Raw genomic sequence first — 19,055 nt, forward strand, 5'->3', positions numbered from 1 at the left:
GGACACGCAACCTTACGAATGGCTGGTATTCCGCGCCCGGCACGGGTCGACGGGCGCGCTTATCGTACACCGTCGACAACTTGCGCGCCCCGGTTTTGGTGCACACCACAGAGCAGAACAAATCCGCCAGACACTGACCCTTCGTTCAAATCCCGCCACAATCCCAGCATTTCAAGGACTGCGGGGCACTCATAAGTACCCACCATTGGAGCCACCTTCTATATAGACGCGACTCAGGTTGCCTTCGGCGCCAGCTCGTCTCATGTCACAACGAAGCAACGACGCCGACCCCCGAGCCGAGCCACCCGAACGGACCATCCCGCACGCCAAGGCGCCGCCCGGCACTCACTTTCATGAGTGCCGGACGGCGCCTGGAGCAGACCCGTGGAAGAGGAGTCAAGCCTTCGAGGGCCTACCCCCGATCAGCCAGCGGACCCCCGGAAGGTGGCGGCCCCACGGCCCGCCCCCAGGTCCACGACGACCTTGACATTTCCGCGCCCATCCGCCGGAATGACGAAGGCTCGATTAACAGTCACCGTCTGACCGGCCGCGAGCGTGGCCGGGACCGCGTCCGAGGCCGAGACGATCTCGCTGGCGGGTGTACCAGCACCCTCACCGTAGTTGACGGTAGTGGACAGCACGCTGGCCAGCGGCAGGTCCTGACCGGACTTGTTCGTCACCGTCACCGGAACCAGGACTCCAGCACCCCCCACCTCGCCGGGCCCGCTGGCGAAGTCCTTCGCCTGCATCTGCCCCAGGGAGATCACCAGGTCCCCGTCAACGCGGACGGACTTGTCCAGGCCCACCTCGGGGTACTCATCCTTCGACAGATCACCGGTCTCGACGGCCTTGGGGTCGATCGAGGATGCGTCCGGAGTGGAGACATCCTCCGAGGGGGAGGCAGGCGCGGCCGTCGGCTTCGCGGTCTGGACCGTCGGGGTGGCGACGTTCGAGGGGGCGGCCTGAGCGGAGGCCGAGCCACTGGCAGAGGCTGCAGCAGAAGCGGAGGGACTGGCAGTGCTCTGAGACTTTCCGCCTCCGCAGGCGGCCAGCCCCAGACCCAGCACCAGGACAGCGGGAAGGATCAGCATTCGAGTTCGTGACACGTGCCGAAGCGTACGACCTCCGTCGCGCGCCGCACCGCCCTCAGCGACCACTGAGTCGGGAAGCACACCACCACCGACGATAGAACCGGAGGATTCAGGAGATACGCCGTGCAAGTCCGCAGACCGAACGGTTCTCATGGCCATCATCACCCCTCGTCGTCCTGGTTGTCCCAGCCGCCCCGGCCCCAGCCATCCTGGCCCCAGCCGCCCTGGCCCCAGCCATCCTGGTTGTCCCAGTCGTCCTGGTTGTCCCAGTCGTCCTGCTTCTTCTTGTTCTTCTTCTTGTCCTTCTTATCCTTGTTCTTCTTGTCCTTGCCGTTGTCGCCGTTGTCCTTGCCGTTGTCGTCATTGTCGTTGCCTCCCTCGTCACCGGGCGCAGCGGCGTTGGCGTCGCCCCCGCTAGCGGCGAAGCGCACGAGCCCCTGCTGCTTGGTGCCGTTGACCGCGAGGAACTCACCGCCGTAGACGATGTACTGGCTGTTGCCCTCGACGGTCCACACGGCCTGGCTCAGACCGCTGTACTCGCCGATCTGGAACCCGGGCAGGAAGCCGCTGTACTGTGTGGGGGCGGGCATTCCCGAGTAGTCGCTGTAGCCGCGAGCCGTGTTGGAGCGCACGGTGCCCGTCGCCGTACTTGAGAAGCCGACGGCGTGATGGTAGGTGCCACTCTGCTCCCCGTCGGAGAAGCCACCGATGTTGCTGCAGTCGTGCGTGTGGCTGGCGATGTAGACGACGTCGTTGGTGGGCAGCACGTCATAGGTGTCGCCGTGGCAGTCGGCCATGAGGTCGATGTCCCCGGTGGTCCAGCTGGCGCGGAACATCCCCTCGAAGGTCCCCTCCTGGGAGTATCCGGTGCCGTAAAGGCCTCGGGAGTCCGACTTGAGGCTCATGATGCCGGAGTTCGTGCCCGCGTTGCGGATGACGCTGGAGATGTTGGTGTGCCGCAGCGAACCATCCTTCTCCAGAACGGCGATTCCATAGGCGTCGGACGATCCGTCCACCGAGGTGAAGGACCCGCCGATCGCCACAGCGGAGTTGTCAGCGGCCACCGTGATGGAACGAACCAGGGAGTCGTCGACCTGGGGGGCGAAGCTGGTGACCTTGTTCGTCTTGAGATCCACAGCACCGGCGCGCTGCCTCGCGGAGGAGTTGATCTGGGTGAAGGAACCACCCAGGTACAGGGTGGAGCTGTCGGGAGAGAGCTCCAGATCCATCACCGCGCCGTTGGCCGAGGCCCCCAGCGGCTTGCGCTTGCCTGCAGCGTCCACCGCCGCCACCCGGTAGACGGTCTCATCGTTGACAGAGGTGAAGTTGCCGCCGAGGTAGATGGTGGAGCCGTCGGCCGACGCCTCGACCGCATTGATCTTGCCATTGACCTTGGGGGCCCAGTCCAGCAGCGCACCGGTCGTGATGTCGAAGGCCATGGCGTTGTATCGAGGAGACTCGTTCTCGCCAGCGACCGCCCCTGCCGGGCGGGCGTTCTTGAACTCCCCGACGACGTAGACGGTATTGCCCACCACCGCCTGGTCCAGAACGATGCCGTCCATCTGAGCAGTGGGCAGAGGCTGCGGGGAGGCGAGAGCGACCTGCCCCGGGGCGGCGGCGGCCGGGGGCGCAACAGTAGGGGCGACGAGCGCACCGAGGGCGAGGGGGAGGGCGGTCAGGACCGCCCCCACACTGGAGGCAGCACGGAAAGGATGCACGAGTGCTCCGTTCTTAAGACGTGAGGGAACGTGGGTAAGTGGCGCGGTATGACGGGACGGCCCTGACTCAGCAAGACCGGCGCCGGTCACGAGAGTATTACAGCGATAACGCTTTGATAAACGACTCCAGGGGCCTTTGTTCCAGCTCCCATTGTGCAATCAATCACTTCTCACGCGGCAGGGTGCGCCCCACCCACTTTTCTCACAGATAGACTCTCATTAACCGTCACGCAGTTCCACACCCGATTCTTGGCTGGAATGCTCAGCACTTGCCCAGGTGGTGTGGACCAGTCGAACGCCATCCCTCCACCATAGTTCTGGCACATCACCAGTGCGGCACCCCGAACCCGCGCTCCAGTGCACCGGAGGTATTCACGTGACGCTCCCTTCGGCACATGCCCGCGGTCGACTGCCCCTAGACTGCTGACCGGGTGTACCGGGCAGGCGCGGTACCACGAGCTCGTAGGCGCTCCGAGGGAACCTGCGACCTCAAGGGCAAGAGCCCAAGCCCCCGCCTCCTCGCCCGTTGCCTCATCGCCATCATCACCACCACCATCACCGCCTCCCCATCCACCTCGTCGATGATCCTCCGCCGTCACCGTGACTGGCAGTCGCATCGAAGAGGACCTTTGGTTCCCATCCCTGAGCGGCCCCGCCGCCCTTCGAAAGGACTCCGTTGACTGCTGTGAACCCGGACAGGCTCCGTATCGCCATGATCGGGACGCGAGGCGTCCCCGCCCGCTACGGAGGTTTCGAGACCGCCATCGAGGAGGTCGGCCGACGCCTGGCCAACCGCGGCCACCAGGTCCTCGTCTACTGCCGCAACCCTGAGCCGGACACCCCGCTGCCCAACACCTACCTGGGGATGCGACTGGTTGAGCTGCCCTCGGTGAAGAACCGCAGCCTGGAGACCCTGTCACACACAGCCCTGTCAGTGGCCCACCTGCTGCGCCGCACCCACCCGGACGCGGCCTTCGTCTTCAACGCCGCCAACTCCCCCTTCCTGCCGGCCCTGCGCGCCGCACGCATTCCGGTGGCCACGCACGTCGACGGCCTGGAGTGGCGTCGCGGAAAGTGGGGTCCCACCGGCAAGCGCTACTACCGCGCCGCCGAGGCCCTGGCCGTGCGCTACTCCGACGCACTCATCGCCGACGCCCAGGGCATCGCCGACTACTACACCGAGGAGTTCAACGCCCCCACCGACCTTCTCGCCTACGGGGCGCCCCGCATCAGCGCCGACACCTCGCGCCTGGCCGAGCTGGACCTGAACCCCAAGGGCTTCCACCTGGTGGTGGCCCGCTTCGAGGTGGAGAACCACGTCGACGTCATCGTGGAGGGCTACGTGCGCTCCGGGGCGACGCTTCCCCTGGTCGTCGTCGGATCGGCACCCTACGCCGACGGCTACACCGCCCGCATCGAGTCCCTGGCCGACGGCCGGGTCCGCCTGCTCGGCGGCCTGTGGGACCAGGATCTGCTCGACGCCCTCTACTCCGGCGCCCTGGTCTACTTCCACGGCCACTCCGTGGGCGGTACGAACCCCTCCCTGCTGCGCGCCATCGGTGCCGGGGCCGCGGTGGACGCCTTCGACGTCTCCTTCAACCGGGAGGTCCTGGGCGAGGCCGGCCGCTACTGGACCACGCCCGACGACGTGGCAGCCCTGGTCGTCTCCGCCGAGTCCGACGTGGAGGCCCAAACCGCGCGCGGCGAGGAGTCCCGCAAGCGTGCGGCCCTCTACGACTGGGACGAGGTGGCCTCCGGCTATGAGGCCCTAGCCCGACGCCTCGCGCTCGAGGGCCCGGCCCACCGTCGCCCCTCCGGACGCCGCACCGGGAAGGCGGGCTGGTGAGCCGGGGCGGGGCGGCCAGCGCCCGCACCGATGCCGCCCGAGCCCTCGTGGCACACCCCTCCCCCGACCTGTACGGCTCGGACTGGCAGCTGGTGGAGACCATTCACGGACTCATCGAGACCGGCCACGACGTCCTCGTGGCCCTGCCCCAGGACGGCCCCCTGGTGGCAGTGCTGCGCAACGCCGGCGCCCGCGTGGCCGTCATGCCCTTCACGGTCCTGCGCAAGGCCCTGCTCAGCCCCACCGGTCTGGCGAGGCTCTCCGCTCAGGCCGCCCCGGAGATCGCCCGCCTGCGGTCGGTCATCCGTGCCAGCCGCGCCGACGTGGTTCTCAGCAACACGGTGACCATCCCCTGGTGGCCAGTGGCCGCGAGCGCAGCCGGCGTGCCGGTACTGGCCCACGTGCACGAGGCCGAGGACACCCAGCGCCGGATCATCCGCGCCGGGCTCAACGCCCCACTGCTGGCGGCCTCCCGGATCGTGGCGAACTCCGGGGCGGCCCGCGACGCGCTCCTGGACGCCCAGCCGCGACTGGCCTCACGCACGGAGGTGGTCCACAACGGGGTCGCCGGACCGGACCAGCCTCTGGAGCCCCTGCGCCCCAGACAAGCCGGGGACTCCTTCCGGATCGCCATGGTGGGGCGACTGTCCCCGCGCAAGGGTGTGGACGTGGCTCTCGACGCCGTCGGGCTGCTGCGCCGCTCGGGGGTGGATGCCTCCTTAAGCGTGTGCGGCTCGGTCTTCCCCGGTTACGAGTGGTACGAGGCCGAGCTGCGTGAGCGCGCAGGTCGGGCGGACCTGGAGGGGCACGTCGAGCTGCTGGGTTATGTGCACCCCACCTGGCCGGTGCTGGAGGCCGCCGACGCCGTCGTCGTGCCCTCCCGGGCCGAGCCCTTCGGGAACACGGCGGTTGAGGCGATGCACGCGGCCCGGCCGCTGGTGGCCTCCCGGGTCCAGGGCCTGGCCGAGGTCGTCACCGATTCGGCCACCGGCCTGCTCGTTCCCGCCGACGACGCGCAGGCCCTGGCCGACGCCCTGGGATCCCTGGCGGCCGACCCGGACCTGGCAGCCCGGCTCGCCGCGCAGGGTGCGCGCGAGGCCGCCGAGCGCTTCTCCGTGGCCGGGTATCGCGCCACGATGACCCGCATCATCGACGAGCTCGTCAGGCACTGAGGCCCCCGCTCCACCGGGTCGGGCGGGAGCACCCCTCCCGCCTGACCCCGCCGGCAGGCGTCCTGCCTGCTGACCAACCTGTGGGCCGTCAGCGCTGGGCGGGGCGCAGCGGGTCCTCGGCCAGCCCCAGGGAGAGGCTGAACTCGCCGTCGAGGGGCTGGTCGGGCCGCTCGAAGGGGACGACGCCGTCGCACAGGAAGACGGCCATCTCCACGAAGCTGGAGAAGGAGGCCCCGATGAGGTGCTGGGAGCTGGCCAGCAGGTAGAGGTCGACCAGGCCCGAGCGCACGCCTTTGACGGTGTTGTAACCACCTTTGTCCGTCAGGAAGACGCAGCCGTCGAACTCACCGGCCAGCTGCTCCTGGGCCTCGGGAGTGTCGCAGGACAGGAAGAAGGGGACGTCGGGGTGGTCGGCACGGATCTGGCGCATCCGGTTGGCGAACCACTCCACCGGTGAGGACTCGATGGTCTTGGCGTGGGAGACCGCGTGGGTGCGCACCTGGATGCCGACGTAGGGGCGTCCCCGCAGGTGGGCGTCGTAGAGGGAGCGGACCTCATCGGCGATCTCGTCAACCGGGGTGAGCTCGCGCAGCCGCTCGGTCCAGGGGCGCGGCCCGGCGGGCGCCGTCCCCTCCGCGGTGCCCCCCTTCCAAGCCGGGTCCTCCCAGGTGACGGGCAGGCCGTGGGAGTGAATCTGCCACAGGTGGCGGCGGCGCAGATCGGAGGTGATCCGGACCCCCTTGGGCTGACGGTACCGGGCTACGGGCAGGAGTGCCCGGGAGGTCAGGCGCGATACGGCACTGCCCCCTTCGAATCGCCAGAGCTCATCCATCCGGGGGCCGAAGTACTCGTCGGTGCTCCACACGTAGTAGAGGTCGCGGTCCTCGACCCGAGCGAGCTCCTGGGCGGACAGCAGCGCACGCACACGGTTGCCCAACCCGTCCTTGCGTCCCGTATAGACCAGTAGCGCCTTGCGCCCGGTTAGCAGAGCCATAAGATTCCTTAACAGATATGAGGGGGAATAGATGGAGATCTCAGCGGGAGTGCCGGTGATCGGTTCGCCGCAGCCCGTCACGGGTCGGCCTCCCCATGCCCGATGAGGGCCGACGACGAGGGCCTACTGGAGGTCGTTGCGCAGGTCGCGGTACCACTTGGGCAGAGCCAGCGCCACGTAGCCCGCGTAGCCCAGGAGCATGATGCCGTACACCCACAGGAAGACCGTGGGCGCGAAACGGGTCATGAGCACGAAGCACATGAGCCCGTAGTCCGTGGGGGCCGACAGAACCGACTTGAGAATGCCCGGTCGGGATTCATCCTTAGCCAAAGGCGTCCCACCGTGATAACGCAGCTGATACGTCAGGATGTAGCTGAAGAAGTGAATATTCTGAACTGCTCCGAAAGCCAGCGGAATAAGCAGAACCGAGGGAGGTAGTTCTGCAAAACGGAACAGCGAGATCGCAATGGCCCCGTGAATTGTCGAGAGCTTGATGACGTCGGCAACGTGATCGAGCCATTCACCGGCTTTGGAACCACCGTGACGCAATCTTGCCAGCTGTCCGTCAGCGGCGTCGAGGGCGTATCCGAACATGAGCAGCAGGGCGGTCGCCACGGCGGACACGACTGTGGGACGCCACAGGGCGATGAGGGCGATGCCACTGTAGGTGCACAGTGCCGACAGGACCGTCACCTGGTCAGGGGCCGCGCCCAGCCGGTGGGCGATCGCGGCCAGGACCCGGCCCGCGGGGCGGTTGATGATGCGGGAGTAGAGGGGGGCACCGGCCTTGGACTTCTGAGCCCGGGACAGGGCCCTGATGTTCTCGGCAATGGTGGGGGAACCAGCAGGGGAGCTCATGAGGCTTCTCCTTGAGCGGGGCCCGAGGAACCGGGCCGGGTGTTGGACAGATGAGGAACGGCGAGATGAGGGAGTCGGGGGACGCGAGGCAGCGGTCGGGCGTAGGGGCGCGGCGTCGGCTCCCGGGCTGCGCGAGCCGGCTCAGCACCGGCGGCCGACGAGGAGGGGCTCACTGCTGGGCCAGCTCTCGACGACGCCTGGCCACGTCCCGGCGCACCCACCAGGCATACGGGAGGATCTGGCACAGGACCACCGAGATCACCGAGCCAAGGATAGGCCCGGCGGCGTCGAAGGGCCCAATGAGGACCCAGGAGATGGCGAGATTCATCGGCACCAGGATGAGCACCGGAATGACCTGGAACTGCAGGCCGCGCGGGTCGGTCATGTACATGCCCAGCGGCTGCTTGCCAGCCTCGACGGCGACGTAGGCGGCGAAGGCCCACACGAGCGCGGCCGGCAGGACGATCTTGCCGTGGGACATGACTCGGGCGGCCCAGGGGGTGATGGCCACCAGGGCCAGGGCCAGGAGGAGACCGCCCCCGCTGAAGGCGATGGCCGGCTTGAAGGGGCTCTCGACGCGCTTGTCGGCCCGGGCCCTGGCGAACATGGGCCACATGGCGACGCCGGCCGCCATGACGGTCTGGGTGAGCATGTTGAACAGGTTGTTGGCCAGGTTGTACTCGGCCAGGGCCTGAGACTGCCCCAGGTGGGACAGGAGGAGGCGGTCGGTCTGGAAGGCGATCGGGATGGCCAGGGACTGCAGCAGCTGGGGGCCCGCGGTGTTGACGATGCGCACACCGCGCACACTGCGCAGCCGCGGCACGTCCCTCAGGGCACCCTTGAACAGGGGGCGGGTGGCGCGCCAGGCGACGACGATGCAGATGACCGACACCAGGGCGTTGGCGATGTAGGAGTAGATGGACACGGCGTTGCCGCGCCCCAGGCCGGTGACGATGGCCAGCAGCAGGAAGCAGGACATGGCCGGCGAGACGACTCCCTGGCTGATGACCTGCGTGGCCGATCGCCCCAGACCGATGATGACTCGCTGCCCCACGGACAGCGGCAGGGCCGCGGCGTAGATAATGAGGCAGACGGTGGCGGTAAGTCCGCCGCCCTCCATGAGCTTGCCCCCCAGCAGCCCGGGCCAGGCGCCCAGCAGCAGGATGACGACGCCGACGGTGCTGATGACCAGGGCGGAGCCGAGCAGCACCCGGACGGCAGTGGTGATCGTGCGCCGTACGGTCGAGTCGTGGGCCGGGTCGCTCGAGCTCGCCACCGTGTTGAGGATGACCGCACCGATCCCCAGGTCGGTGAAGGGCATGAGGGTGGGGAAGGTGGCCAACAGGCCGTACTGGGCGAAGGCATCGGCCCCGAAGTGCCTGATGATGAGGCTGGTGTTGACCAGCCCGAAGACGCCGGACACCCCCATGACCACCACTTTGGCCACGGCTGTGGTTCCCACAGACGACCAGCTGGCGCCTGACGACGACCCCCGCCTGAGGACCCCGCCGAGCCTCCTCAGCGGAGAACGTCGAGAGCCCTGGGACGCGGCCGCTCCATCACTCACCTCAACCGCCGAGAGGCTTGCGACGACTGAGCTATCGACAGGTCGCCCACACTCAGCGGCACCCGTCGGGGCAGCACCGTCCGCCGACTGCGCCTCGGCCGGCCCGGAAGCCGACCGGGGTGCCGAAGAACTCGACTGGGTCACGTAGCACTCCTGATGTTGTAGGAAGGTCACAATCCGGCATCGGAAAGACACCCGAAGACAGGCACGAGAGTAGACGCATCAAGGCTGGTGACCTGGTATCTTTTGTTTATCGTCTTGTGACATAGACGGTCCCCCACCCACCCCCCTTGGCACAACCCCAGCAAACCAGCCCTGACCTGCAACAACGCCGCCTGCTGGAAGAACCCTGAAAGGTCCCTCAGAGGTGCATTGACACCTCCATATCGTTGCGCACCTGTAACATACAGACATCTCAGAAACCTCTCGACTCCTCATCTTGCCCCTGCGATCTTGGCCACTTCCCACAAATAACGTCCGCAAGACTTAGTAGCATTCTAAAACGCTGCTGTTCACGACGTCCCGTCAGCACTAGCCGACCAGTTATTGCCCACCCACGATCATCCCTGCGGAGTCCACCTTGTCTAGTTCGACCCTGACACTGCCCCAGCGCGAGCAGCACCGGCGTCCCTCGACAGCAGCAGCCGACGCCACCTCCCCCACCGCTCCGCGCAGTCCTTGGGCACGCACGCGCCATGACCTCGTCATCTGGCTCGTCCTGTCCGACCTCTTCGCCGTCGCCGTCCCCTTCTGGCTCGCCCTCCTGGGCGGCCACCTGCCACTGGTCTGGTCCGAGACCACCGTGGGCATCACGATGGTGCTCATCGCCTGGTTCCTGGGAGCGCTCGGTATCGATGCCGTCGAGCAGGCCGGCCCCGGTACGGGCCGCTTCGTCGCCGCGGCCGCCGTGAGCGTTCCGGTGGCCCTGCTGCTGGCCGACCTGTCCGGAGTCGCCCGGACCACCCTGCTGGCCACTCTGGCGGCCCAGCTCCTCCTGGCCGTCACCGGACGCTCCATCGAGGCCGGGTGGCTGCGCCGCCGCCGCCTCGAGGGGCACGCCCTGCGTCGCACCCTCATCGTCATGGGTTCGGGTTCCCAGCCCATGCTCACCCAGCTGCGCCGCCATCCCATGGACGGCTTCCTCATCGTGGGCTACCTGTCCTCCGGGCAGGACCGCGCCTTCCACTCGGCTGAGCCCGTGCGCAGCCCCCAGCACATCGCCCAGACCCTGCACGCCGAGCGCATCGACGCCGTCATGACGGTCGGCTCGGTCATCCCCGAGGACCTGGTCACCCTCATGCGCGGCCTGGAGGGTACCCAGGTGCGCCTCGTCGTCGCCCCCGGGCTGCAGGACGTCGTGCCCGGGCGCATGCGGGCCCTGACCGTCACACACGGCTGGACCGGTCTCATCGCCGTCAAGACCCGCCGCACCCGCGCCGCGGGCAAGGCCCTGTTCGACCGGCTCGCCGGCGCCATCGGGCTGGCCCTCATCTCGCCGCTGCTGGCGGCCACCGCGCTCGCCATCCGCCTCGACTCCCCCGGTCCGGTCTTCTACACCCAGACCCGTGTGGGCCAGGACGGCAAGCCCTTCACCATGTGGAAGTTCCGCTCCATGTACATCGACTCCGACGCGCGCCGCGCCTCGGTGGTCAAGGCCGGCGGCGACGCCGGCAACGAAGTCATGTTCAAGGACCGTCAGGACCCGCGCATCACCCGTGTGGGCCGCTGGATCCGCCGCCTGTCGATTGACGAGCTCCCCCAGCTCATCAACGTCGTGCGCGGGGACATGAGCCTGGTGGGGCCCCGCCCCGCACTTCCCGTCGAGGTCGCCAAGTACGACGCCGAGGCGCTGCGTCGTCTCCTGGTCAAGCCCGGGCTGACCGGCCTGTGGCAGATCTCCGGACGCTCGGACCTGTCCTGGGCCTCGACCGTGGCCCTGGACCGTCACTACGTGGAGAACCGGGGCGGAGCCCTGGACGCGAAGATCTTCGCCGGAACGCTGCGCGCGGTCATCGGCGGAAAGGGAGCCTACTGATGATTACCGGCTACGTCCCCGGCGGCTTCGACATGCTGCACGTGGGGCACCTCAACATCCTCACCGAGGCGGCCAAGCGCTGCGACCACCTCATCGCGGGGGTCGCCACCGACGAGTCGCTGGAGCGGATGAAGGGGCGCGGCCCCATCGTGCCCCTGGCCGAGCGCATGGCCATGGTGGCCGCCCTGCGCATGGTGGACTCCGTGGTCCCCGACTATGACCAGGACAAGCGCCTGGCCTGGAAGCGTTCCCCCTTCGACGTGCTGTTCAAGGGCACCGACTGGGAGGGCACCGACAAGGGCCGCCGTCTGGAGGCCGAGATGGCCGAGGTCGGGGCCTCGGTGATCTACCTGCCCTACACACCCACCACCTCCTCGACGATGCTGCGCCGCACCCTCGTCCAGGAGGTCGCATCCCGTAGTCCCCAAGGGGCCAAGTGACCACTTCACGTAACGACTTCGAGACGCCCGACACCCCGTCGAGCAGCATCGACTCCGCCGCAGCCACCTCCGGTGCCGGTGACGGCGGAAGCAACCGATCCGACTCCGGCACCGCTCAGACCGAACCGTCCGCCGCGGACCGTCCCGGTCTGCTCACCCGTGCCGCCGGCGCCCTGCGCCCCCGGCGGCGCAGCCGGACCTCCCGGTCCGACGACGTTCAGGACGTCGACTCGGGTCTGACCTCCGGCACCACCACCTCCCGGCTGGCCGCGACCTTCCGCATCCCCCAGTCGCGCGCCCAGCGCGTGCGGCTGCGCAAGCGCCTGTCGACCCTGGCCGCCGTCGTCTGCGTCACCGCCCTGGGAACGGCCGCCTGGCTCCACGAGGGCGTGGCCCAGGCCGACCTGCACCTCAATGACGGCGGCGTGTGGGTCACCTCCACCTCCAAGCACCTGGTGGCCCGCCTCAACTACCCCTCCCGCGAGGTCGACGGCGCGATCCGCACCTCCTCGTCCTCCTTCGACGTCACCCAGAACGCCGAGGACGTCCTGGTCCCCGACTCCGGCGACGCCTCCGTCTCCTCGGTCGACCCCTCCCAGGTCGCCTTCTCCGGGCGCACCCAGCTCACCAAGGGCGTGACCATCGCCCAGGGCGGGGACCGGGTCATGGCGGTCGACAAGGTCCAGGGCACCATCCGCGCCGCCAAGGCCAAGGAGGCCGGCTCCCTGACCGCAGCCGCCCCCGTGGTCACCGGCATGCCCGACGTCGTGGCCGCCATCGGCAAGGACGGCGCCATCCACGCCGTCTCGGCCACCAGCAAGTCGCTGGTCTCACTGGAGACCAGCGACAAGGGCTGGAAGGAGGCCACGAACACCTCCCTGAAGCTGACCGCCGGCACCGATCTGGCGATCACCGCCGTCGGTGACCAGCCCGTGGTCCTGGAGCGCGGCACCGGCATCCTCCACCTGCCCGAGGGCAAGTCCGTCAGCCTGGGGACCTCCGGCCTGGTGCTCCAGCAGCCCGGCCCCGATGCCGACTCGGTCCTGGTCGCCTCCCGCAACGAGCTCATCTCCGTCCCCATGGACGGGGGCAAGGTCACCAGGACGCCGTCGGCCAAGGAGGGCTCCGCCCCCGAGGGCGTGCCCGCTCAGCCGGTGCGCCTGGGCAAGTGCGTCTACGCGGCCTGGTCCGGCTCGGGCCAGTTCGTGCGCAGCTGCTCGGGGCTGTTCGGCGGCGGCACCGACACCGCCCACGACGACAAGCTCGCCGCCTCCTCCGCCCCGATCTTCCGGGTCAACCGCGACGCCATCGTGCTCAACGACCTGGACACGGGCTCGGTGTGGCTGCCCAACGAGGACCTCGTCCTCATCGACGACTGGACGGACAAGACCGCCCAGACCGACGACAACGCCGATCAGAAGGACGACTCGGCCAACACCTCGGACTCCCAGACCCCGCCGGAGCGCACCGAGGAGAACCACCCGCCTAAGGCGGCCGATGACAGCTTCGGCGTGCGCCCGGGCCGCTCCGCGCTCCTGCCGGTGCTGGCCAACGACTCCGATCCCGACGGCGACGTCCTCACCGCCACTCCCCAGGACAACGGCGGGTCGCTCAAGGCCACCAAGGCCCAGGGCGGACTGGCCCTGCGCATGGATGTCCCGGATAACGCCTCCGGCAGCTTCTCCGTGCCCTACACGGCCGACGACGGCCGCGGGATGAGCGACTCCGCCGTCGCCACCGTCGACGTCCACGGCTGGGACGTCAACGACGCCCCGAAGCAGATCACCACCCCCACCCTCACCGTCGCCGAGAAGGCCTCCGGCTCCCTGGACGTGCTGGGCCACTGGCTGGACCCCGACGGGGACGACCTCTACCTGGTCTCCGCCCAGGGCGAGGGCCTGGACACCAAGGTCTCCAACGAGGGCACCGTCACGGTGCGCGAGCTGGGCGCCGGCACCGGCACCCGCGACCTGACCGTCACCGTCTCCGACGGTCAGAAGACCACCTCCGGCGTGGTCAAGGTCGACGTGCAGCCGGCCCAGTCGGCCAAGCCGATCGCCAACGCCGACCATGTGCGCGTCGTCGCCGGCTCCAAGGCCGTCGTCTCGCCCCTGGACAACGACACCTCCCCCTCCGGGGGCACCCTGCGCCTGGCAGCGGTGCAGGAGGCCCCGGCCGGGACCTCGATCAGCATCGACCAGCAGGCCGGTGTCTTCACCTTCTCCACCGAGGCCAATGCCCAGGCCCAGACCTACTACCTCACCTACGACGTCATGGACGGGGCCAACACGGCTCAGGGCATCGTGCGCGTGGACGTCACGCCCAAGGCCGACGCCACCGTGCCTCCCGAGGTCGAGAACGACACCGCCCTGCTGCGCAACGGCGGCTCGACGACCATCGCCCCACTCACCAACGACTTCGACCCCTCCGGGGGGATCCTGGTCCTGCAGTCGGTCAAGACCCCGCCGGACTCCGGGGTCACTGTCACGGTCGTGGATCACTCCCTGCTGCAGATCAGTGCGGCCAGCACCGTGCCGGCCAACCTGACGGTGGAGTACACGGTCACCAACGGCACCTCCAGCGCCACCGGGAAGGTCGCCATCGTCCCGGTGACCCAGTCCCAGCCTCAGCCGCCGGTGGTCACCAACGACACCGCCGTCGTGCGAGCCGGCGACGTCGTCACCGCCTCCGTCCTGGACAACGACTCCTCCCCCGCCGGTCTCAACCTGTCGGTGGACTCCCAGGTCAGCCTGGTGGGCGACGAGCTGGGCACCGCCTGGGTCAGCGAGAACACCGTGCGCTTCCGCGCCGGCAACCAGCCCGGCCGCACCTCCTACGCCTACACGGCCAAGGACGACCAGGGCCAGACCGCCTCGGGGGTCCTCACCGTGGAGGTGCGCGCCCAGGACGCCGAGCACAACTCCGCGCCCTCACCGCGCAACCTGGAGGCCCGCACCCTGGCCGGCTCGACCACGAACATCACCGTGCCGCTGGACGGCATCGACCCCGACGGCGACTCGGTGAGCCTCGTGGGCCTCAACCAGGCCCCCTCCCTGGGCTCGGTGGAGATCAACTCCTCGTGGCTGACCTACACGCCCTCCGAGGGGGCCACCGGTACCGACACCTTCACCTACGTCGTCGAGGACCGCTTCGGGGCCCAGGCCACCGGTACGGTCCGAGTGGGCGTGGCCCAGGCCTCACCGCTCAACGTGGCCCCGGTGGCCACTGACGACCTGGTCGTGGCCAAGCCCGGGCGCACCGTGGCCGTGGACGTGCTGTCCAACGACCTGGACACCGACGGCGACAGCCTGTCCCTGGAGGGCGACCCGGTCTCCAGCGACCCCTCCCTGGGCGTGTCCACCCGCGCCGGCCGCCTGGTGCTCGACCTGCCGGAGAAGGAGGGCAACCACTCGGTCACCTACACCGTCTCCGATGGACGCGGCGGCACCGACACCGGCACCGTCACCGTCCAGGTCTCGAGCAACGCCCCCCTGGCCAACCCGGTGGGCGTGGACGACTACGTCACCGTCGACCAGGTCGACGCCAACGGCAAGGTCACCGTCCCGGTCCTGGACAACGACAAGGACACCGACGGCTCGCCGTGGGACCTCAAGCTGTCCTCCTCCGACCCCGACGTCGAGGTGGGCAAGGACTCGCTGAGCCTGACGGTGGGCGAGACCCAGCGGCTCGTGCTCTACACGATCACCGACGCCGACGGGCTGACCGGCCACGCCGTCGTCGTGGTGCCGGCCCGCTCGGCCCTGCGGCCCCGCATCAACCCCTCGGCCGTGCCCGCCCGAGTGCTTGCGGACAAGACCACGGACATCAACCTGTCCTCCTACATCCTCACCCGGGAGGGCACCAAGCCCGTCATCACGGACACCTCCTCCATCCACATGGCCAAGGGCACCAAGGACGCCAAGGTCGCCTCGGGCGGGTCGGCGCTGTCCTTCACCCCCGACTCGGGCTTCACCGGGCAGACCTCGGTGACCTTCACCGTGGCCGACGGCACCGGCTCCGACGCCCTGAGCTCGACGCTCACGCTGCCGATCATCGTGGAATCCTCGACGAACCGGCCGCCGACCTTCACCCCCACCGAGATGACGGTGGCCCCTGGCGAGGGGGCCGTGACAGCCAACCTGGCGGCCATGGCCACCGACCCCGACCCGAATGACAAGCTCTCCTTCCAGGCCGGTCCCGCCCCCGCGGGATTCGAGATCTCCCTGAGCGGCTCGACACTGTCGGTCAAGGCCTCCGACAAGACCGCCGAGGGCACCACGGGCTCCATCCCGATCACGGTCTCCGACGGCGTCAACCCGCCGGTGAGCGCCTCCCTGCCCGTGCGGGTCAGCGCCTCCAACAAGCCCCTCATGACCACGGCCCCGATCAACCTGGAGTCCCGCAACGGCGAGGCGGTCAGCACCGACGTGTCCAAGGCGGTGAGCAACCCCTTCCCGGACAAGCCGATCACCCTGTCCGGCACCCCGACGATCACCTCCGGCCAGGGCTCGATCAGCGCCTCGGGAACGACCGTGACGATCACGCCCAACAACGGGTTCCACGGCACCATCACCGCGCAGTACAAGGTGCTGGACTCCACCGGCTCGGAGTCCCGGGCCGTCACCGGCACCATCACCGTCCAGGTCGGTGGGGTGGCGCCCGCAGCCCCCTCCGGGTTGAGCGTGACCCCCGTGGACGCCGACTCGGCGCGCGTGTCCTGGACCGACGGCTCCGCCAACGGCTCCCCCATCACCGGCTACAAGGTCAGTGTCAACGGCTCCGAGCAGTCCTGCTCGACCTCGAACTGCCTCATCAGTGGCCTGGCGCCCGGTCAGAGCTACAGCATCCAGGTCGTGTCCACCAACAAGTACGGCAACTCCGAGGCCGCGACGGTGTCCTACCAGCACAACGCCACCGCCAAGACCCCGGCCGCGCCCACGCTGACGGCCGGCTCGGGCAAGGTCACCGCCGCCTGGACCCAAGTGGACGACCCCTTCGGGGGCACGGCGACCTATGACGTGCGCCTGTCCGACGGCACCGTGCAGTCGGGAATCTCCGGGGACTCGGCCTCCTTCGACGTCTCCCCGGGACGCGCCTACACCGCTCAGGTGCGCGCCAGGTCCAGCCAGGGGACGGTCTCGGAGTGGTCCTCCCCGTCCAACTCGGTGACGCCCTACGGCGAGCCCGGCACCCCCGGGACCCCTGTCATCACCCCCAACGGGGACACGGTCACCATCGGCTGGCAGGCCGCCAACGGCAACGGCAGCCCCGTGAGCTACACGCTGCACTACTCCAACGGGCACACCAGCGACTCCAAGAACGTGGGAGGGGCCACCTCCACCACGGTCTCGGTCTCGCGCGGAACCTGGACCTTCTGGGTCGAGGCCGACAACGGTCACGGCTCCAAGACCTCAGGCCAGGCCAGCTACACCTACAAGCCGACCCCGCTGACGCCGTCGACCCCGGCCGTCAAGGCCACCGGCAACAGCGGCGAGCTGTCCGTGAGCTCCTCGCCCCGGGCCGGCAACGGCTGGAGCGTGGGCGAGCTGACGGTGGAGTACTCCGTGGACCAGGTCACCTGGACCAGTTCCTCGACCATCCGGGGACTGAACGACGGGCAGGCCTACACCGTCTACGCCCGCGCCAACGGCGGCGGGCAGTACTCCGACGTCGTCGCCTCCTCGCCGGTGGCGCCCTACGGTCCGCCGTCGGCCCCCTCGGTCAGCTGCGAGCTCACCGGTAAGAAGCAGAAGAAGGTCTCCTGCTCCTGGAGCCCCGGTGCCAACAACGGCGCCAACGCCGAGTACGAGCAGACCGACGACGGCGGCAAGTCCGTCGAGGACATCGAGATCGGTGACACCTATGACGGCAAGCTCAAGCGGGGCGAGTCGCTCACCTGGTGCGTGCGGGCCAGGACCAACGCCGGCACCTCCGAGTGGGGCTGCGACACCGTCACCCGGCCGTCCAAGCACGACAACGATGACGACGATGATGACGATGACAAGAAGCAGGCCTACCCGGTCGGCACCGAGCAGAGGTTCTACGTGGACTACACGCAGAGGTGCCACCCCTTCGGCCCCTGGGGCACCTGCTACCAGATGGTCTTCGACATCACCGGAAACCCCAACAGCACCGTGTCCTGCGGCTACTGGTACTGGGACACCTGGAACTGGCAGCCCGCCTGGAACGAGGAGGAGATCGCCCTGGATAAGAACGGCTACGCCCGGCACAAGTTCCCCCACCGGACACCGAACTGGGACCAGACCATCACCTGCACCCAGCAATAACCGGTTCATTAACCGGATCGATGCCCAGTACGCAACAAGTCACACACCCACCCCTCTCCACCCGAAGGATCATTGATTCCATGCCGATGACTCCCGAGAACGCGACATGGTTCGCTGACGCCTTCTCCACCATTGTCAACAACGTCGGTCAGGCGCTGCTCGACAAGGAGGACGTAATCAAGCTGGCCCTGACCACCATGCTCTCTGAGGGCCACCTCCTGCTCGAGGACGCCCCCGGCACCGGCAAGACCGCCCTGGCCCGGGCCCTGGCGGCCTCGGTGCAGGGGACGCACTCGCGCATCCAGTTCACCCCCGACCTGCTGCCCAGCGACATCACGGGCGTGACGATCTACGACCAGAAGACCGGCACCTGGGACTTCCACGCCGGCCCGATCTTCTCCTCCATCGTCCTGGCCGACGAGATCAACCGGGCCAGCCCCAAGACCCAGTCGGCCCTCCTGGAGGTCATGGAGGAGTCCCAGGTGACGGTCGACGGCGTGCGTCACACGACCGAGCGCCCCTTCATGGTCATCGCCACCCAGAACCCCATCGAGCAGGCTGGCACCTACCGCCTGCCCGAGGCCCAGCTCGACCGCTTCCTCATGAAGACCTCCGTGGGCTACCCCAACCGGGAGGCGCTCACCCGGATCCTGTCGAGCTCGGCCCACCCAGACCGCTCCAAGAGCCTGTCCGCGGTCGTGGCCTCCTCCGTGGTGGCCTCCATGGCCGACCTCGCCGCCGAGAACCACATCGAGAACTCGGTGCTGGACTACATCGGGGCGCTGGTGGAGGCCACGCGTGCAGCCGACGAGACCCGCATGGGCGTGTCCACCCGTGGCGCCATCGGCATGGCTCGGGCCGCCCGGGTGTGGGCGGCCTCCCAGGGCCGCAGCTACGTCCTGCCCGACGATGTCAAGGACCTCGCCGAGGTCGTGTGGGCCCACCGCCTGGTCATGGACCCCGACGCCGAGTTCACCGGCGCCACCGCCTCCGGCGTCATCACCGCCGCGCTGGCCCAGGTCCCCGCCCCCACGACCCGCGACTGAG

11 protein-coding genes are annotated in these 19,055 nt (G+C 68.8%); 6 read left to right on the forward strand and 5 right to left on the reverse strand.

Features of this window, described 5'->3' with window-relative positions; all coding sequences use genetic code 11:
* Nucleotides 1–422: 422 nt before the first annotated feature.
* Together JJJ14_RS11030 and JJJ14_RS11035 are read right to left on the reverse strand one after the other, a co-directional pair.
* Complete coding sequence (locus JJJ14_RS11030; protein ID WP_236592821.1) at nucleotides 423–1,106, reverse strand: hypothetical protein; 684 nt, start codon at nucleotides 1,104–1,106, stop codon at nucleotides 423–425.
* Nucleotides 1,107–1,252: 146 nt separating this feature from the next.
* Nucleotides 1,253–2,809, reverse strand: coding sequence for a hypothetical protein (locus JJJ14_RS11035; protein WP_201444155.1), 1,557 nt, complete (start codon nucleotides 2,807–2,809; stop codon nucleotides 1,253–1,255).
* Nucleotides 2,810–3,521: 712 nt separating this feature from the next.
* Between JJJ14_RS11035 and JJJ14_RS11040 the strand changes: the two genes are divergently transcribed.
* Together JJJ14_RS11040 and JJJ14_RS11045 are read left to right on the forward strand one after the other, a co-directional pair.
* Nucleotides 3,522–4,655 carry a DUF1972 domain-containing protein gene (locus JJJ14_RS11040; protein WP_201445173.1) on the forward strand — a complete coding sequence of 378 codons (1,134 nt, stop codon included), beginning with the start codon at nucleotides 3,522–3,524 and terminating at the stop codon, nucleotides 4,653–4,655.
* Complete coding sequence (locus JJJ14_RS11045; RefSeq protein ID WP_201444156.1) at nucleotides 4,652–5,827, forward strand: glycosyltransferase family 4 protein; 1,176 nt, start codon at nucleotides 4,652–4,654, stop codon at nucleotides 5,825–5,827. Before JJJ14_RS11040 ends, JJJ14_RS11045 begins: the two co-directional genes overlap by 4 nt.
* A gap of 88 nt (nucleotides 5,828–5,915) precedes the next feature.
* Here JJJ14_RS11045 and JJJ14_RS11050 read toward each other — a convergent pair whose 3' ends face one another.
* From JJJ14_RS11050 to JJJ14_RS11060, 3 genes are all read right to left on the reverse strand, one after another.
* A complete protein-coding gene (locus JJJ14_RS11050; RefSeq protein ID WP_201444157.1) occupies nucleotides 5,916–6,821 on the reverse strand; it encodes a NodZ family protein in 906 nt (301 codons plus the stop codon).
* Nucleotides 6,822–6,944: 123 nt separating this feature from the next.
* Nucleotides 6,945–7,679, reverse strand: coding sequence for a CDP-alcohol phosphatidyltransferase family protein (locus JJJ14_RS11055; protein ID WP_201444158.1), 735 nt, complete (start codon nucleotides 7,677–7,679; stop codon nucleotides 6,945–6,947).
* A 169-nt stretch (nucleotides 7,680–7,848) separates the two neighbouring features.
* Nucleotides 7,849–9,108, reverse strand: a complete 1,260-nt coding sequence (locus tag JJJ14_RS11060; RefSeq protein ID WP_201445174.1) for an oligosaccharide flippase family protein — start codon at nucleotides 9,106–9,108, stop codon at nucleotides 7,849–7,851.
* Between the two features lie 718 nt (nucleotides 9,109–9,826).
* On the opposite strand from JJJ14_RS11060, the gene JJJ14_RS11065 reads away from it, so the two are divergent.
* From JJJ14_RS11065 to JJJ14_RS11080, 4 genes are all read left to right on the forward strand, one after another.
* The gene (locus tag JJJ14_RS11065) at nucleotides 9,827–11,281 is read left to right on the forward strand and encodes a sugar transferase (protein ID WP_201444159.1); all 1,455 of its coding nucleotides are present in this window, start codon (nucleotides 9,827–9,829) and stop codon (nucleotides 11,279–11,281) included.
* The gene (locus JJJ14_RS11070) at nucleotides 11,281–11,721 is read left to right on the forward strand and encodes an adenylyltransferase/cytidyltransferase family protein (protein WP_009407724.1); all 441 of its coding nucleotides are present in this window, start codon (nucleotides 11,281–11,283) and stop codon (nucleotides 11,719–11,721) included. The genes JJJ14_RS11065 and JJJ14_RS11070 overlap by 1 nt, the downstream gene beginning before the upstream one ends.
* Nucleotides 11,718–18,008, forward strand: a complete 6,291-nt coding sequence (locus JJJ14_RS11075; protein ID WP_201444160.1) for an Ig-like domain-containing protein — start codon at nucleotides 11,718–11,720, stop codon at nucleotides 18,006–18,008. The genes JJJ14_RS11070 and JJJ14_RS11075 overlap by 4 nt, the downstream gene beginning before the upstream one ends.
* An 80-nt stretch (nucleotides 18,009–18,088) precedes the next feature.
* On the forward strand, nucleotides 18,089–19,054 hold the full coding sequence (locus JJJ14_RS11080; protein WP_003787581.1) for an AAA family ATPase: 966 nt from the start codon (nucleotides 18,089–18,091) through the stop codon (nucleotides 19,052–19,054).
* Nucleotide 19,055: the final 1 nt, after the last annotated feature.

This window comes from Actinomyces sp. HMT 175 (assembly GCF_016694895.1).
GTDB classification, from domain to species: domain Bacteria; phylum Actinomycetota; class Actinomycetes; order Actinomycetales; family Actinomycetaceae; genus Actinomyces; species Actinomyces oris.

What these genes read in the sequence shown, in the direction of transcription:
- JJJ14_RS11040 (WP_201445173.1), top strand. Translation starts at nt 3,522, where the DNA reads ATGATCGGGACGCGAGGCGTCCCCGCCCGCTACGGAGGTTTCGAGACC.
- JJJ14_RS11050 (WP_201444157.1), bottom strand. Translation starts at nt 6,821, where the DNA reads ATGGCTCTGCTAACCGGGCGCAAGGCGCTACTGGTCTATACGGGACGC.
- JJJ14_RS11055 (WP_201444158.1), bottom strand. Translation starts at nt 7,679, where the DNA reads ATGAGCTCCCCTGCTGGTTCCCCCACCATTGCCGAGAACATCAGGGCC.
- JJJ14_RS11060 (WP_201445174.1), bottom strand. Translation starts at nt 9,108, where the DNA reads ATGGGGGTGTCCGGCGTCTTCGGGCTGGTCAACACCAGCCTCATCATC.
- JJJ14_RS11070 (WP_009407724.1), top strand. Translation starts at nt 11,281, where the DNA reads ATGATTACCGGCTACGTCCCCGGCGGCTTCGACATGCTGCACGTGGGG.
- JJJ14_RS11080 (WP_003787581.1), top strand. Translation starts at nt 18,089, where the DNA reads ATGCCGATGACTCCCGAGAACGCGACATGGTTCGCTGACGCCTTCTCC.